Annotated in this window: 28 protein-coding genes; 27 read left to right on the top strand and 1 reads right to left on the bottom strand. The window is 70.8% G+C overall.

Going from position 1 to position 14,540, the window contains the following annotated elements:
- Window positions 1-88 precede the first annotated feature (88 nt).
- Window positions 89-619, bottom strand: coding sequence for a helix-turn-helix domain-containing protein (locus tag BS75_RS16925; protein ID WP_034088828.1), 531 nt, complete (start codon window positions 617-619; stop codon window positions 89-91).
- Window positions 620-820: 201 nt separating this feature from the next.
- On the opposite strand from BS75_RS16925, the gene BS75_RS52215 reads away from it, so the two are divergent.
- From BS75_RS52215 to BS75_RS17060, 27 genes are all read left to right on the top strand, one after another.
- On the top strand, window positions 821-1,027 hold the full coding sequence (locus tag BS75_RS52215) for a helix-turn-helix domain-containing protein (protein ID WP_369405919.1): 207 nt from the start codon (window positions 821-823) through the stop codon (window positions 1,025-1,027).
- Window positions 1,024-1,284: a hypothetical protein gene (locus tag BS75_RS16935; protein WP_034088829.1), complete on the top strand. Its 261-nt coding sequence runs from the start codon at window positions 1,024-1,026 to the stop codon at window positions 1,282-1,284. Before BS75_RS52215 ends, BS75_RS16935 begins: the two co-directional genes overlap by 4 nt.
- An 81-nt stretch (window positions 1,285-1,365) precedes the next feature.
- Window positions 1,366-1,818, top strand: coding sequence for a hypothetical protein (locus tag BS75_RS16940; protein WP_034088830.1), 453 nt, complete (start codon window positions 1,366-1,368; stop codon window positions 1,816-1,818).
- Window positions 1,815-2,168, top strand: a complete 354-nt coding sequence (locus BS75_RS16945) for a hypothetical protein (protein WP_152646245.1) — start codon at window positions 1,815-1,817, stop codon at window positions 2,166-2,168. The genes BS75_RS16940 and BS75_RS16945 overlap by 4 nt, the downstream gene beginning before the upstream one ends.
- A 64-nt stretch (window positions 2,169-2,232) precedes the next feature.
- The gene (locus tag BS75_RS16950) at window positions 2,233-2,484 is read left to right on the top strand and encodes a hypothetical protein (protein ID WP_034088832.1); all 252 of its coding nucleotides are present in this window, start codon (window positions 2,233-2,235) and stop codon (window positions 2,482-2,484) included.
- Window positions 2,481-2,735: a hypothetical protein gene (locus tag BS75_RS16955; RefSeq protein ID WP_152646244.1), complete on the top strand. Its 255-nt coding sequence runs from the start codon at window positions 2,481-2,483 to the stop codon at window positions 2,733-2,735. Before BS75_RS16950 ends, BS75_RS16955 begins: the two co-directional genes overlap by 4 nt.
- Window positions 2,736-2,738: 3 nt before the next feature.
- Window positions 2,739-3,065: an HU family DNA-binding protein gene (locus tag BS75_RS16960; protein ID WP_052069486.1), complete on the top strand. Its 327-nt coding sequence runs from the start codon at window positions 2,739-2,741 to the stop codon at window positions 3,063-3,065.
- Entirely contained in the window at window positions 3,062-3,469 is a 408-nt protein-coding gene (locus BS75_RS16965) for a hypothetical protein (RefSeq protein ID WP_034088834.1), read from the top strand. Before BS75_RS16960 ends, BS75_RS16965 begins: the two co-directional genes overlap by 4 nt.
- A 102-nt stretch (window positions 3,470-3,571) precedes the next feature.
- On the top strand, window positions 3,572-4,036 hold the full coding sequence (locus tag BS75_RS16970; protein WP_034088835.1) for a hypothetical protein: 465 nt from the start codon (window positions 3,572-3,574) through the stop codon (window positions 4,034-4,036).
- Window positions 4,036-4,551 carry a hypothetical protein gene (locus tag BS75_RS16975; RefSeq protein WP_034088836.1) on the top strand — a complete coding sequence of 172 codons (516 nt, stop codon included), beginning with the start codon at window positions 4,036-4,038 and terminating at the stop codon, window positions 4,549-4,551. Before BS75_RS16970 ends, BS75_RS16975 begins: the two co-directional genes overlap by 1 nt.
- Entirely contained in the window at window positions 4,548-4,904 is a 357-nt protein-coding gene (locus BS75_RS16980; RefSeq protein WP_034088837.1) for a WhiB family transcriptional regulator, read from the top strand. The genes BS75_RS16975 and BS75_RS16980 overlap by 4 nt, the downstream gene beginning before the upstream one ends.
- Window positions 4,889-5,080, top strand: coding sequence for a hypothetical protein (locus BS75_RS16985; protein ID WP_034088838.1), 192 nt, complete (start codon window positions 4,889-4,891; stop codon window positions 5,078-5,080). Before BS75_RS16980 ends, BS75_RS16985 begins: the two co-directional genes overlap by 16 nt.
- Window positions 5,077-5,670 (top strand): hypothetical protein, encoded by a 594-nt coding sequence (locus BS75_RS16990; protein ID WP_034088839.1) that lies wholly within the window; start codon window positions 5,077-5,079, stop codon window positions 5,668-5,670. Before BS75_RS16985 ends, BS75_RS16990 begins: the two co-directional genes overlap by 4 nt.
- A gap of 77 nt (window positions 5,671-5,747) precedes the next feature.
- A complete protein-coding gene (locus BS75_RS16995) occupies window positions 5,748-6,662 on the top strand; it encodes a helix-turn-helix domain-containing protein (RefSeq protein WP_034088840.1) in 915 nt (304 codons plus the stop codon).
- 10 nt (window positions 6,663-6,672) lie between these two features.
- A complete protein-coding gene (locus BS75_RS48285) occupies window positions 6,673-7,068 on the top strand; it encodes a hypothetical protein (protein WP_042440481.1) in 396 nt (131 codons plus the stop codon).
- The gene (locus BS75_RS48290) at window positions 7,065-7,400 is read left to right on the top strand and encodes a hypothetical protein (RefSeq protein WP_052069487.1); all 336 of its coding nucleotides are present in this window, start codon (window positions 7,065-7,067) and stop codon (window positions 7,398-7,400) included. Before BS75_RS48285 ends, BS75_RS48290 begins: the two co-directional genes overlap by 4 nt.
- Window positions 7,397-8,278 (top strand): hypothetical protein, encoded by an 882-nt coding sequence (locus BS75_RS48295; protein WP_034088842.1) that lies wholly within the window; start codon window positions 7,397-7,399, stop codon window positions 8,276-8,278. The genes BS75_RS48290 and BS75_RS48295 overlap by 4 nt, the downstream gene beginning before the upstream one ends.
- A complete protein-coding gene (locus BS75_RS17015; RefSeq protein ID WP_042440472.1) occupies window positions 8,275-8,802 on the top strand; it encodes a hypothetical protein in 528 nt (175 codons plus the stop codon). The genes BS75_RS48295 and BS75_RS17015 overlap by 4 nt, the downstream gene beginning before the upstream one ends.
- Entirely contained in the window at window positions 8,799-9,056 is a 258-nt protein-coding gene (locus tag BS75_RS17020) for a hypothetical protein (RefSeq protein WP_034088844.1), read from the top strand. The genes BS75_RS17015 and BS75_RS17020 overlap by 4 nt, the downstream gene beginning before the upstream one ends.
- Complete coding sequence (locus BS75_RS17025; RefSeq protein WP_034088845.1) at window positions 9,053-9,280, top strand: hypothetical protein; 228 nt, start codon at window positions 9,053-9,055, stop codon at window positions 9,278-9,280. The genes BS75_RS17020 and BS75_RS17025 overlap by 4 nt, the downstream gene beginning before the upstream one ends.
- Window positions 9,281-9,350: 70 nt before the next feature.
- A complete protein-coding gene (locus BS75_RS44390) occupies window positions 9,351-10,028 on the top strand; it encodes a hypothetical protein (protein ID WP_052069488.1) in 678 nt (225 codons plus the stop codon).
- 5 nt (window positions 10,029-10,033) lie between these two features.
- Window positions 10,034-10,324: a hypothetical protein gene (locus BS75_RS17035; RefSeq protein WP_034088846.1), complete on the top strand. Its 291-nt coding sequence runs from the start codon at window positions 10,034-10,036 to the stop codon at window positions 10,322-10,324.
- 136 nt (window positions 10,325-10,460) lie between these two features.
- Window positions 10,461-10,811 carry an HNH endonuclease gene (locus BS75_RS49340; protein ID WP_034088847.1) on the top strand — a complete coding sequence of 117 codons (351 nt, stop codon included), beginning with the start codon at window positions 10,461-10,463 and terminating at the stop codon, window positions 10,809-10,811.
- Window positions 10,812-10,950: 139 nt separating this feature from the next.
- Window positions 10,951-11,463, top strand: coding sequence for a P27 family phage terminase small subunit (locus BS75_RS17045; RefSeq protein WP_034088848.1), 513 nt, complete (start codon window positions 10,951-10,953; stop codon window positions 11,461-11,463).
- A complete protein-coding gene (locus tag BS75_RS17050; RefSeq protein ID WP_034088849.1) occupies window positions 11,420-13,054 on the top strand; it encodes a terminase TerL endonuclease subunit in 1,635 nt (544 codons plus the stop codon). The genes BS75_RS17045 and BS75_RS17050 overlap by 44 nt, the downstream gene beginning before the upstream one ends.
- Entirely contained in the window at window positions 13,051-13,341 is a 291-nt protein-coding gene (locus BS75_RS17055) for a hypothetical protein (protein WP_034088850.1), read from the top strand. Before BS75_RS17050 ends, BS75_RS17055 begins: the two co-directional genes overlap by 4 nt.
- Window positions 13,341-14,534 (top strand): phage portal protein, encoded by a 1,194-nt coding sequence (locus tag BS75_RS17060; protein WP_034088851.1) that lies wholly within the window; start codon window positions 13,341-13,343, stop codon window positions 14,532-14,534. Before BS75_RS17055 ends, BS75_RS17060 begins: the two co-directional genes overlap by 1 nt.
- Window positions 14,535-14,540: the final 6 nt, after the last annotated feature.

Genomic DNA, 14,540 nt, shown 5'->3' on the forward strand with positions numbered 1-14,540 from the left:
GAAGTGACCCCCCTCTCAGGTATGGGCAAGATAAGCACACAAGTGGGCGCGCGCGAAGGAGAAGCACACAACTTCTCCTAATATCGACTTACTGATTTGATGGCTCTTCTTCGGCGAAGATCTCTCGCGCAGCGATCTGCAACTGCGCCCACTTCCGCAGGACAGCCCGCTTGCGCTCTGCTGGCACGTGCTCCCACCCCTTGCTCTTGAAGATCAGGACGGCCTCGACGTCCGCCTCACCGGCGGCCAGGTCGACGACGTCCGTGTCCACCGTGCTGCCCCGCCGCAGCGCCTCGACGGCGCGCGGCGACATCCCGGCCGTGAGCTCCTCGAACGCTGCCGACGCGGAACGCGGAGGATTGGGCGGAGAGTCGCCAGTCAGCATGATCGGCTCGCGGCCGTCGAGGATGCGCTCGATCGACTCTGGCGTCCACCCGAAGTAGCTGGCGACCAGACGATGCATCGGGCTGATCTTCGACCATTGCGCCGTCGGCCGTTCGAGCTTCTGCACGGAGGACTTGCCGATATTGAGAGCCTCGGCGAGCTCTTCCTGCGAGAGGCTCGCGAGCCTGCGCGCGTGGGCGATGCGCCGCGCGAGCCCTGCCCAGTCTCCATCCATGCGCTCATGATGCCTCAACTCGACCCAACCATGGGGCCCGGATTCGGCCTTTTGACCTGCCATTAAGGGGCGCGGTGGTTGGGCAGCACGCCCCCACTGCGCGCCTCGCATGCACATGACTTTCAAAACAAGCCTCGGAGCGTACTCGCAACGTAGTCTAAACACTTGCACTGCGAGCCTCACGCGTGCTTCTCTTCTCCCGTGACACCGAACGGCACAGCAATCCGGCACTTCCGCCAGGCTCGCGGTATGAGCCTGCGGCGCATGGCCCAGCTCGCACGGCGTGACAGGGGCTTTCTGTCCGAGGTCGAGCGCGGACTGTGTGGAGCGAGCGACGAGACGCTGCGCCGTATCGCGGTCGCCCTGGACCTACCTGTCGCTGCGATCAACAGAGAGGAGATGTCATGAACTCGAAGGTCAAGGCCTCCACAGCTCCGCCTATCGAGCTCTCGGCCGAGGAGAAGCTGCGGCTCTACAGCGCCGAGGAGGTGGTCGAACTGAAAATGGTTCGCTGCTCCGCCCGATGGCTGAAAGAGCAGGCGTACAAGCGTGCGATTCCGTCGACGCGAAGCGCCGGAAAGCTCTTCTTTCGGCTCGACCACATCGTGCAGATCTCCATCGCCGGTGACCAGAGCCCGGCAACGCGCGGCCGACGCGCGGCCTAACCAACGACTGCGGGCCGCCCCGGATGCCACCGGGACGACCCATGCCACTACCCACTCACAGATACAGGAGAGGAGTAGGCCGTGACGATCCCGGATCCTACCTCTGACCAGCCCGAACCCACCCCCCGTACCGTCCGCGCCGCCGCAGCGTCGGTGGCCCTGTTCCTGGCCGCGCACCCCGAGTTCGAGGGAACCCCGCTGAACTGGTGCATCACCACGGACGGGGAGGTGGACCTGGGGGTGGAGCACCGGCATCCCGAGAGCGCCCGCCTGGTCCTGGGGATCGCGGCCGGACTCCACGCCCGGGTCGCCCGCCATTTCTTCACGACGCACGGCGACGGCATCCGGCTGGAGTCGCTCTCCACCTGGGACGCCGAGTACGCCGGCGCCGTGTGGCACGTGTGCGGCTACCAGCCGGTCACCCCTTACGACGAGTTCATCGCGCAGCACGACGCGGACCCACAGAACTGGACGGTCCGGGAGCGCGAGGCCTTCGCCCGGCTGTCGGGCGGCGCGCTGGTGGTGGCGTCGTGACGGTTACCGCGAGGAGCTCGGTCGGCGGCACGGCTGTGCGGCTGGAGGTCACCGACCTCGCCGCCACGGTCCTGGACCGGATCGCCGACGCCTACGGCCAGGACCCCGTCGCCGTCGGCGCGATGCTCATGGACCTGGCCGCAGCCCGCCAGCACCTGGCCGACCTCCAGCTCAGCGACCACAGCCCCGACTGGGCGCTGCGGAACGTCGACCGGATCACTCAGTCGTACCGCGAGGAGCTCGCCGAAGAGACCGGACCGGTCGGGATCGAGCTCACCCCGGACGACGCGACCGGCCTGGCCGCCGCCCTCACCGCCTCCGTCCTGCCGCTGCTCCCCGCCGCTGCCTGACCGCCCGCCGGCGGCCCCCCGGAGTCACCCGGGGGCCCGTCCACCGATCGAAGGGACGACCGCCATGTTCGGCAGCAAGACCCGCAAGATCCGTGACCGCGACCAGCTCATCGACGGGATCCGCGCGCAGCGGGACACCGCCCGGGCCGACCAGGGCATCGCCGAGTTCAACCTCCGCCGCGCCCTGCAGCGTATCGAGCTCCTGGAGGCCGACACCGCGTCGCTGGAGTCCCAGCTCGCCAACGCGCGGATCCTCAACGAGCGGCTGAACAAGCAGATCCGGTGCCTGCCCGCCGCTCCTGGGCGCGCGGCGTGAACGGCCTGAACCCCGACGTCCTCGGCGCCGGCGTCGCCCTGGCCGTGTTCTGCGCCGTCGCCGTCGCGGTCCGGTTCGCGCCCCGCCGCTTCACCGAGCCCGGGCAGCGGCGCCCGATCCGGATCCGCCGCTACCAAGCCGGCATCCGGCCCTGCGCCAACTGCCGTGCGGACACCGGCGCGACGCTGCACCGCTCCGGCTCCTACACCTGCATGACCTGCCTGACCACCTACACCCCGAAGGACACCTGACTGATGAGTACGAACCTGAACAGGGCACAGCTGGCTGCCGCCATCGCCGAGCGGACCGGCGACGGGAAGGCCTCCGCCGAGCGAGCGATCGAGGCGCTCGTCGACATCGTGGGCGGCAGCCTCGGGAAGGGCGCCAGCGTCGCGATCCTCGGGTTCGGCGTGTTCGAGCCCGTGTACAAGCCGGGGCGCGCCGGCCGGAACCCCGCCACCGGCGAGAGCCTGAGTATCCCGGCGAAGACGGTCGCGAAGTTCCGCCCGTCGGCCGCGCTGAACGCCCGGGCCAACGGCGGCCAGGCCGCCACCGGAACCCCGAGAGGCGGTGCCCGGTGAGCCGCCGGGGAGCACACCGCCGCCCGACGACCGCGCAGCAGCTCGCCGCCGCTACTGGCGACCTCGCGCAGCTGCGGGTCGAGCTGGCCGGCGAGCGCGAGCTGCGCCGCCTGGCCGACGGCCTGATGGGCCGCCTGGTCGAGGACCGCGAGCTCGCACTGGAGCACGCACGCCGGATGCAGCAGCAGGCCGTCCAGGACCGCGAGTACCTCCACCAGTCGCGCCGCCTGGTGGCGGACCTGCGGCGCCAGGCCGCGCAGCCGCATCCGACCGGCGCCGCCGAGCGCACCCAGCCGATCCCCGTCGTCGTGCCGCTCGGCTCGCCGCACTGGCAGCACTCCCAGGACATCGCCGACCTGACGGCCGCCGCCCACGCGACGCCGTCCTGGGCCCGCACCGCCTGAACCACCCCGCGCTACCGGGGCGCTGGAAGAGCACCACCGAGCACCAGGTACGCCACCAGCGCCCCACCCCCGTCCACACACCACCGCACGGAAGAAGGGCTCATGAAGAACGTGCACTACGAGCGGCACCGCGGGGGGTGGCGTGTCATCTGGACCGACGACGACAGCCGTCGCCGCCAGGCCAGCGGGTTCGACACCCGGGCCGAGGCCGAGGCGCACCTCGCCAGCCTCAGCACGCCGACGAGCACCCTGGTGTACCGGGCGATGGACGACAACGTCCCGCTCGGCCTCTACACCACCGTCCAGGCCGCGCAGGACCACGCCGACCACGAGGCTCCGCACGACGCGGGCCTGTGGCTGTGGCTGGCCAGCGAGACCGGCCTCGACGTCGAGCAGGTCACGGTCACCGCCTGGTCCTGGGAGGCGTCGACGGCCGACGACGAGCCCGTCGGCGACGACGAGCCGCTCGTGCTCTACGCGACGGTCGGCGGCGAGCAGTACGGCACCGGCTACACCGTCCTGCCGCTGTCCCTGCACAGCCGGTTCGACCCCGAGGCGGAGGGCTGATGGCCGCCGTCGACCCGCACGACCCGGGCCCGGTCCCGCCCGGCCACGGCTGCTGCCCCGGCACCGTCGGCGCCCTGTGCCCGGACTGCCGACGTGCCGCGCGCCTCGCCGACATCCGGGCCCGGGTCGACGCCGAGACGTCGCCCTCATCGATGCCGCACACCTGGGCCGCGATGCTCCGCGACCTGATCACCGAGGTCGACCGCCTCACCTCGGCCGCCGGCGGCACCCGCACCGCGACGCTCCTGGAATCCGCCGTACTGCTGCAGGGCACCGGCCACGACCAGGCCGCCGAGCTGCTCCTCGCCCAGGCCCTCCTGGACGACGTCGCGCCCGGCAGCCCCGCGCTACGCCCGGAGATCCACGGCCGCATCATGGCCGGCCTCGCCCAGTGGCAGCGCGGCGAATCCCCGACCGTCGTCCTGGCCGACCCGGACCATCCGGGCGGCGACACCCTGCTCCTCGTCGGCGCCCGCACCGACGACCCGGGCCCTGAACCGGACGGCGCCGGGTGACGCAGGACTGGCTGGCCCGCGCGGCCTGCCGCGGCCACGACACCGAACTGTGGTTCGCGAGCCCGTACTCGACGGCGACCCGGGCGGCCCTGGCGATCTGCCTGGGCTGCCCGGTCGTCCGCGAGTGCCTCGCCGACGCCATGGCCATCGAGGCCAGAGCCCCCGGCGGACGCTGGGGAACCGCCGGCGCGCGCACGGCCGAGATGCGCCAGGCCCTCGCCGACGGCACCGGCCACGGCGCCCAGAACAGCCTGCCCGGCTGCCGCTGCGCCCCCTGCCGGGACTACCGCATCACCCGCGACCTCTACCACCGACTGCTCACCGAAGCGGCCGGTCCGTGCCCCGGCTCCTGATCTGGGGCCCGGAGCACTGGGGCGGAGGCCACACCCGCCCCTGCATCACCTGCGGCCGGCCCGCGCTCCTGATCAACAGCCAGCGGCAGCCGCAGCACAAGGTCTGCGCCGAGGCCGTCGCTGATGCGGCCTCAGAGCAGGCCGCCACCCGCTACCACGAGAAGAGAGACCGATGACTCACCGACACGACGTCCAGCGCGACATCATCACCCGCACCCTGGAGGAACTGATCCCCCGCTCGGTGCCCGCCCGCCTCACGGTGAAGGTCACCGAGACCTTCGACGCGCCGGGCGGCCACCCCCGCCAGAACACATGGGAGGGCAGCGTCCACGGCCTGGCCGAACGCATCGCCACCGCCCTGTACGGGCGTCGCCCCGAGACTGGCAGTCCGCTGGAGCAGGCCGAGGCCGCCAAGCAGAACCGCGACCTGGCCGGCGAGCTCGGCGCGCTCATGGGCGGCGCCGCGGCTCTGCAGCAGCAGCCCTGGTACCCGGCGCGGCCGGGCGACGTCGTCCACATCGCCTACGAGGCCGTCCACGACCTCCCGGGCTCCGGCTCGACCTACCTGGTGCAGCAGAACCCCGACGAGCCCGCCTTCCTGGCGCTGGTCGCGGTAGCCGTGAGCGACACCGACGGCGGTGTCTGGGCCACGGACGGCGACCCGGACCCGCTGTTCGAGATGTGGATGGAGGCCGGAGGCCACCGCATCACCGTGGTCCGCGACGGCCTGACCGTCCACAACGGGCCCGCCAGCAGAGGCCGCTGACCGCATGAGCCGATTACCCCGCGCACCGCCCGCGCGCCCCGCACAGCCCCGTACCGGCTCCCGAGAGATGAGAGCACGTGACCGACATCCCCGATGCCGAACCCCGCGTCCAGAGCGTCCGCAACGCCTGGGTCAACGCACTGCGCGCCGAGGTGCTGCGCCTGGACCGGGCGGACCTGGCCAAGGTCGCGACCGTCGGCACCTGGATCGCGTCCTACGCCGACGCCGACGGCGGCAACGCGTGGCCCTCGCGCGAGACCCTGGCCACACTCGCCGGCTGCACCACCGAGTCCGTCACCCGCGCGATCCGGGTCATGGTCGGCGTCGGGATCCTCAGCACCCGCCGCCGGCCCAACAGCACCGCCGTACACCAGCTGCTGATGCCCCTCGGGCCGCTCGACTGGGCACCGCACCTCGACGAGTACGGCAAGACCCGCCAACGCGCCCATCACGCCAAGAAGAAGACGAAGGACGCGGCCACCGCCGAGGCCGCCGCAGCCCGGACCGCGTCCGTGGACGCTATCCGGAACACCGTCCATGGACGCGGTCCGGATAGCGTCCATGGCGGGGTTTCCGAAACCTCCGAACAGGCCCCGGACAGCGTCCATGGACGCCCCCGGACCGCGTCCATGGACGCTATTCGGACCGCGTCCATGGACGCCCCTACCAGTACCTATCTACCTACGGTAGATACCCCATCCGCCGACACGACCTGGTTTGGCCCTAGACCTCAGCCACCGGTCGCGCGCGCGAGCCCGCCGCGCACCCTCGCCGCCGCACCGCCGCCGGCCGCCGACATCCCGGCCGACCGCACCGAGCCGCCGCCCGGACCACCCGTCCAGGCCGCGTTCCTCATCAGCGTCACCGGAGGCCGACAGAGCCCGCCCGACACCCCGGCCGCCGACATCCCCCTCGGCGCCGGCCTGGCCGAGGCCCGCCGCGTCCGCTCCACCCTCACACCACCCCGCGCCCGCCGCGCCGACACCGCCTAGGAGCATGATCATGACCGAACGCCGAGACGCCATCGCCAACGCCCACCACTGGGCGCTCCTCGCCGACGACTACCTCACCGCCGCCCGCGACGAGCGGGCCGCCGCCGGAGCCCTCGCCAGCACATTCCGCGCCGGACGCCGCCGCGAACACCACCTCGACCACGCCTACAACCTCGCCGGACACGCCGCCGACGCCCGCGACCAGGCCCTCATGTGGGCCACCGTCGCCCCGCTGCTCGGTGACGGCACCTGCGGCCACACCATCCCCGCCAGCAACTCGCCCTCCGGCCGCGAGAAGCCGTGCATCCGGTCCTTCGGCCACGCCTCGGCCTACCACGCCGATGCAGACGGCCGCCTGTGGCGCCCCGCAGACCAGACCGTCACCACGGCCCAGGAGCCGCAGTGACGTTCAGCCGACACGGCCTGGGCTCCTGCAGCCGCTGCAAGCAGGCCGTCCGCTGGTCTCTCACCGAGGCCGGCCGCCGGCAGCCGCTCAACCCGGAGCCCGATCCGAAGGGAAGCGTCGTAGCCCGCCTGGGCGACCGGGCCACCTGGCTCAGCCGCGTCCCCACCGCCGACCTGCCCCAAGCCCCGTTCGAACGCCGCTTCATGCCGCACGCCGCCACCTGCGCCGCAACTCAACCCGTCCAGCAGGAACTCCCGCTCCCCGTCGAGCGCCCGCTGCCCGCCGGCGTCGCCTCGCTCACCGCACACCGCCGCAACCGGAGCCCACGATGACCAACCGACCCACCACCCGCACCCAGCGGCTCCTGCGCCTGGTCACCACCGCCCAGACACGCCCCCTCACAGCAGCCGAAAGCCTCACCCTCGGCAGGGTCATCAACTGGACGACCACCGAGCTCAACCGGACCCGCACCGCCAACGACACCGCCAGAGACGCACTGCTCGACCTGCTCGGCATCGTCGACCAGTGGGAGCGCGGCCACTCGACCGAGCTCGGCAGAACCGCCGTGTGCGAGATCATCAGCCGCACCGCGCACAAGGGACTCAACATCTCCGTCGAGCCGACTGCCACAACTACCGCACCAGCCTGCAGCAGCGGCACCGAAGGCCGCTCCGGCACGCCCTTCACCGCCCAGCAGGCAGCCGCCATCAACGCCGCCGGCCTGCCAACCCGCACCCTGCTCACCATGGACATCGCCAGCTTCATCTTCAACAACCTCTGCGGCGACCAGGGCGGCAACGCCCCCAGCGACGGCATCAACGTCACCTGCATCAAGCTCAGAGGCCACGACTGGCACGACCAGCCCACCGAGCTCGACGACGACCCCTGGCACACCGACGGACACGGCCGCACCTGGCGCAATAGCGAGGCAGAGGCACAGGACGCCTCCGAGCAGGGAGAGCCCGAAGCGGGCCACACAGACCGCCTGCAGACCCTCGCAGCAGCCCTCCGGCTGCTCACCGCCCACGACCTGGCTGCAATTCTCGCCTCGGGCGCCTTCATCGGCGGCGGAACCGTCACCGCCGAGGACATCGACCGGATCACAACGAACACCTGCGGGAACAACCCGCCCCACGACGCTCAGATCAGGTGCGTGTGGCCATCCGGACACCGCAACGAGCACTCCGACTACGAGGGACGTGTGTGGTGACGATCCCGACCTCCGGCCAGCGCCGCATCAACGCCAAGCGCGCCCGCCAAGCCGCCTACTGGGACGCACGCCGCACCGTCAAAGTCCTGGTCGGCGGCGAACTCATCCCGTACCTCGACCGCATCGTGCAGCTGCTCGGCGACGGCGCCCAGCTCCACCACAGCACACCCCGAGTCCACAGCTGGGTCACCGACCTCGACGTCCACATCCCCGGAGCACCACCCGACGCCCACCGCGCCGAACCGCACTTCCGCAACGTCTGGACCGGCGAGCGCTACGGCGCCGAGCTCGCCAGCATCGACTGGTTCGACGCCACCGGCCGAAGCCTGGCCACACCGGCCCAGCCACCACCCGCCAGCTGCTCACCGCGCTGCTCACCGGAATCCACGCTCGCCGGCCACACCTACGACGCCGACTGCGTCCTGGCGGCGGCCGACGGCTGGATCGTCGACCTGCAGCGCGGCAACTGCACCCCCTACCAACGCGCAGGCCTCAAACGACCGAAGAAGAGGAACAAGAAATGATCATTCCCGTGCGAGTCGCCGCCGATATGCCCCTGTCGACCGTCGGCGGCGTTCGCCAGCTCGCGGAGGGCCACCCGCTCTGCGACCAGGACTGCCCCGTGTGCGACGAACTGCTCGGCAGCAAGCCGATGACCCTGGTGTACGTCGGAACGCAGCCGGAGTACCGCCAGGCCACCGGATACGTCACCGGCACGGCTGTGGCCGTACACGCCGCCTGTGCGGGCCTCGACGCCGACAACCTGACGTTGTCGTGAGCGCGCGCCAGACGATCCAGAAGATCCTCGCCGAAGCCGCCGGCGGAAACTCGCGCGACATCGAACATCTCCTCAACGACTTCGAGGATCAAGTCCTCGCCGAACACGGCCGCTTGAAGCCCTGGACGCAGCCACACGAGATCGACGCCTACCTGAAACGCGTCCTCTGCGCCCCGCACTACGACCAGTACCGACGGCACTGGCGCGACGCCAGCCCGATGTAGCCCGCAACCACGTCAACGGGCCCAGCCAGGACCGCTATCCCGGCCGGGCCCCACCAGGAGACCAACCTCCATGGCTCACCCGCAGAATAGCGCCGCACCGTGGTACGTCACCGCCGCAATCCGCTACGGACGACCCACCGCGCTCCTCGTCGCACTCCTGATGTGCGCACCCGGCGAAATCCACCTCGCAGCCCTCGCAGGCTGGTCGAGCACCTGGTCCTACGGCGCACCCGCCACCATGTCGCTCTACGCACTCATCGGCGCGATCATCGCCGACCAGCTGCCCGCCGGCGACCCGAAACGGTCCTCCGCGCGCCTCGGCGCCGGCCTCGCACTGCTGCTCGCGATGAGTGCCCAGGTCGTCGACCACCTCATCAGCGCCCACTACCTGCCCGCCCGATCTATCGCGCTGATCGCGGTCGTCTCCGCTGTTCCGCCGCTGGCTGCGTGGCACATCATCAGCATCGCCGCCCGGCCAGCAGCTGATGCAACAGCAGGTGTTGCAGTGCAACAGCCACTATCGCAGCAGGTCAACCGCACTCCGAAGCACTGGGCCGTCGCCAAGCAGGCCTTCGCGCAGAAGGACCGCGCGCTTGCGAGCATCTATGCAGCAGCGGACTACGAGGGCATCTCGGTATCCACCATCCGCAGCCGGGTAGCACGGGGCGGACTCACCCGGCACGGCACCGACCATCGGGGCCGCGTCCTCGTCGACATTGCCGAACTCACCCCCAACCCAAGGATCTGACCGCCATGAGCGAACCCATCGTGCTGGCCCGCACAGTCCAGACCTGCCGCTCCCACCCATCCCAGTGGGACGCCTGGAGCGCCGATGGCCAGTATCTCTACCTGCGCTACCGCGGGGGACGAGGCACCGTCGACGCCTACGACAACGCTGACAGCGACACCTGGACCACGCCCCCTGACGGTGCGGTCGCGCGATTCGGCGAGGGCTGGGACCAGCGCAGTTACGACGGGGACATCAGCCTGGAGGAGTTCTGCGAGCGCGCCGGGCTCATCCTCGCTGCGAACGCGGAGAACTGACGATAGGCAGCCGAGGGGCCAGCGGAATCGCTGGCCCCTCGGCCATGCCCAGCCGAACCCTAGCCAGACCAGACCTCGGCAGATCCTTCATCATCTAGATGATGTAGATCTAGACTGCTTCCAAGGAAGGAGTGACATGCCGAAACGGTTCTGCCTCAACCCTGACTGCAAGGTCCTGTTCGACGCCACCACCGGCCGCAGTCGCTGCCCGGCCTGCCAGGCCGAACTCGACACCCGCATGAACTCCCGCCCCAAGGCCAACACCACCGACCGCGGCCTCGGCTGGCAGCACCAGCAGCGCGCCCGCGAGTCCGTCAGTCAAGACATGGCCTGCCACATCTGCGGCGGACGTGCCACAGAATCCGACCCCATGACCGCCGACCACCAGACACCGCGGGCACAGGGCGGCGGCGACAGCCCGCTGCTCCCCGCGCACCGGTCCTGCAACAGCCGGCGCGGCGGCCGGCAGCGCAGACGAGGCCGATAGACATCGCTGGGGCTCCCGGCCGGGCCGGATGATCTTTTTAGCATGATCATCTTCCTGACCCCGCGCCCTTGGCTCCCTTTTTGCGTGGTACCAAGCGATCCGTTTTTTCCCAGCGACCGTTTGCCGGAGGGAGGCCCCGATGCCCAGGACCAAGAAGCCCGCCGGCGCGGCCGTCGACCGGCGCAACGGACGCAAGGCCGAGCTGGTCGCCGTCGCCGGTGGCCGCCTGGCCCTCCCCGACCCTCCGCCCGGCGTCGAGTGGTGCGCCGACGCGGTCACCGCCTGGTCCCGGTACTGGGACGACCCGGTCGCCTCCGCGCTGACCCCCGCCGACGAGCACCTGGTCACCCGCTGGCTCGAGGCGCTCAACCGCTACCTGCTGATGTCCCGCACCGCCGACCAGTCGCCGCTGGTCACCGGCTCGCAGGGCCAGGACGTCCTCAACCCGCTCTACCGCGCGGCGGAGTTGGCCTTCAAGACCGTCGAGGCCTGCGAGAAGCAGATCGGCATCGGCCCCGCCAACCGGGCCTCGCTCGGCATCGCGCTGCTCACCGAGAAGCGCACCTTGGCCAGCATGAACGCCGCCTACGTGGCGAAGGAGGTGACCGGTGCCCAGGACGAAGACCCCCGCGTCGCCCGCATCGACCGCTGACGTCTGCGTCGACTGCGGCTGGCTGCCCGAACCGGGCCAGCTGTGGCCCACCTACGGCGGCCTGGCCTGCCGCTGGATCCAGGAGAACCTGATCCTGGCCGAGGGCGACAGCTTCGGGAAGCCCTTCCTGCTCCGGCAGGACCAGAAGGCCTTCATCTGGCGCTGGTACGAGTACTGCCCGCACTGCGACACCTGGCGCTACGACGAAGCCCTGCGCGGCGCGGCCCGCGGCGACGGCAAGACCGCCCTGGTCGCAGCCCTCGGCGTGCTCGAGTTCGGCGGCCCCCCGCAGCTCGCCCCGATCAGCCCCAACGTCGTCGTCGCAGCAGCGTCCTGGGACCAGGCGAACCTCCTCTACGCCGCCGCCTCGACGATGATGGGCGGCCGGGACCAGGACGTCGAGGAAGCCCCGCTGTGCGGCTTCTTTGAGGTCTACGACGGCGAGACGAAGCTCGCCGACGGCCGTCCGGGGCGCCTCTTCCGGACCGCGACGGTCGCCGGCACCAACCAGGGCGGCCAGCCGACATTGCTGTTGGCCGACGAGATCCATGAGTTCGGCGCACCCGGCAGTCCCCGGGCCAAATTCCATGACGTCGTGTCAAAATCCTGTACGAAGCGCCTGCTTACGTACCGAATCCCGCTGGAATCCGGGGAAATCCGGGAGGTTCGGCGCGGTCCGGGCAGGGTCATCGACCTGTCCACGGCCGGCGACGATGTCGACCACTCCTTCCTCGGGCTGAAGTACAAGCGGGGCCTGCGCGAGATGCACCAGGGCGAGCCCACGAAGTTCCTCTTCGACTGGCGCCAGGCGCGCCCGGGCCTGGACTACACCCGGCCCGAGGACCGCGCCATCGCCTGCCGGGACGCTTCCGGTGCGGCCGACGTGATCTGGTCGGTCGACACCCGGGTCCGCGAATGGGACAAGGACGAGGTCCGACACAGCGACTGGCGCCGGTACTTCGCGAACGAGTGGGTCGACGTCGCCGACGAATCCTGGCTGGCCGACCACCCCGGCGCCTGGGACGCCTGCAAGGGCGAATGGACCCTCACCGGCACCGAACCCGCCGTCTTGGCCGTCGACATGGCGCTCAAGCACGACTCGGTGGCCGTCGCCGAGGTCCGCGAGCTCGCCGACGGACGCCGCGCGGTCACCGCGAAGATCTGGTACCCCGGCGACGGCAACATCGACCACGTCGCGGTCTTCGAGTGGATCAAGGCCCGCGCCGGCAAGCTCGGCACCGCCTTCCAGGGCCTGGTGTACGACCCGCGCTTCTTCCAGCTGCCCGCCATGGAGCTGGAGGACGAGGGCTACATGGTGATCGAGATGCCCCAGTCCCCGGAGCGGATGGCTCCCGCCGTCGGTCTGACGTACGACTCGATCCTCAGCGGCGCCCTGGTCCACGACGGAGACCCGGATCTGGCCGCACAGGTCAAGGCTGCGAACAAGCGCCCCGGAGAGCGTGGCTTCACGCTCTCCAAGGGCCGCTCCCGGAAGCACATCGACGCCGCCGTGGCGATGTGCATGGGCGTCTGGACGTCCGCCGAGCTGTCCGGGCAGATGGAACCCTCGATAACGGAGTGCATCTGGTGACCGAGAACACGATGATGACGACGCGTCTGACCGCTGGCACCGCGCACCTGCGGCGGCGGGCCCGCGCCTGCGGCGTGGCCGCAGCCGGGACGGTGGCCGCCGGGCTCGGCCACGCGGTGCGCCTCGGGCGCCTGGCCGTGCTCTTCGTACCCGGGCTGGCCGGGGCGGCCCTGGTGAGCTGGGGTGCGTGGATGGCCTGGCACCCCGCCGGACTCATAGCGGCCGGCGGCTTCTGCCTGGCCTGCGACCGGCTGCTGCCCGCCCCGGGCCGGGGCGGTGAGTCCTGATGGCACTGTTCGGCCGCGGCCCGGCCGGGCACCGGGAGACGCGCACGCTCAGCTTCATCGCGCCGATGATCGGCGCGCACGTCCAGGCCCAGGAGGACTACTCCGGTGGCAGCGTCGAGGGCGCGATGCGGCACGCCGCCGTGTGGAAGTGCGTGCGGCTGCTCTCGGACGTGACGAGCTGCATGACGCCGATGCTGTACCGGGGGACGCCCGGCGTCCCCGGGTCGGTGCGGCTGGATCCGCCGATGATCCTGACCCAGCCCTCGGCCGGCGCGGACATCAACGACTACGTGTACATGGGTATGTCGTCGCTGCTGCTGCGCGGCAATGTCTACGGGAAGATCCTGGACTGGCAGAGCGGCTATCCGACGCAGATCGAGCTGCAGCACCCCGACCACGTCAGGGTGCAGGTCGACCGGGACGGCAATACGGTCTACAAGTTCGGCAACAAGGTCATGGACGCCCGCACCGAGGTGTGGCACCGGATGTCCTACCGGATGCCCGGCATGCACCAGGGCCTGTCGCCGATCTCCTACGCCAAGGGCCTGGTCCACCAGTCGTTCTCCGCGCAGAGGTTCGCGCAGGACTACTTCGACTCCGGCGGCCACCCGACCGGCATTATCTCCAACTCGACCGCGAAGAAGTTCGCCGACCAGCGCGAGGTCACCACCGTCAAGGAGCGGTTCCTCGCCGCGACGCGGAACCGCGAGCCGGTGGTCATGTCGGGCGGCTGGGAGTACCAGGACCTGAAAGTCTCGCCCGAAGAGAGCCAGTTCCTGGCCACCCAGAAGTACACCGGCAGCCAGATCTGCGGGATCTTCGGCGTCCCGCCGGAACTGGTGGGCGAGGCCAGCGAGGGCTCGGCGATCACCTATGCCAACGTCGAGTCCCGCTCGCTGGACTTCGCCAAGTACTCCCTCGCGGGCTGGATCGGCCGCTGGGAGCGCTGGCTGGGCTCGCTGGCCCCGCGCGGCCAGTACGTCAAGCTCGACAAGGGCGGCCTGCTGCAGGCCGACACCCTCGTGCGCTACCAGGCGATCCACATGATGGTCGCCGCCCGGATCATCACGCAGAGCGAGGCCCGGGCGATGCTCCTGGAACTGCCGCCGTTCACGCCTGAACAGCAGGCCGAGGTCGACAAGCTCGTGCTGCCCACCCCGCCGCCCGTCGGCTCCCCGAAGATCGGCTCGTAGGAGGTC

Source organism: Streptacidiphilus albus JL83, assembly GCF_000744705.1.
GTDB classification, from domain to species: Bacteria; Actinomycetota; Actinomycetes; order Streptomycetales; family Streptomycetaceae; genus Streptacidiphilus; species Streptacidiphilus albus.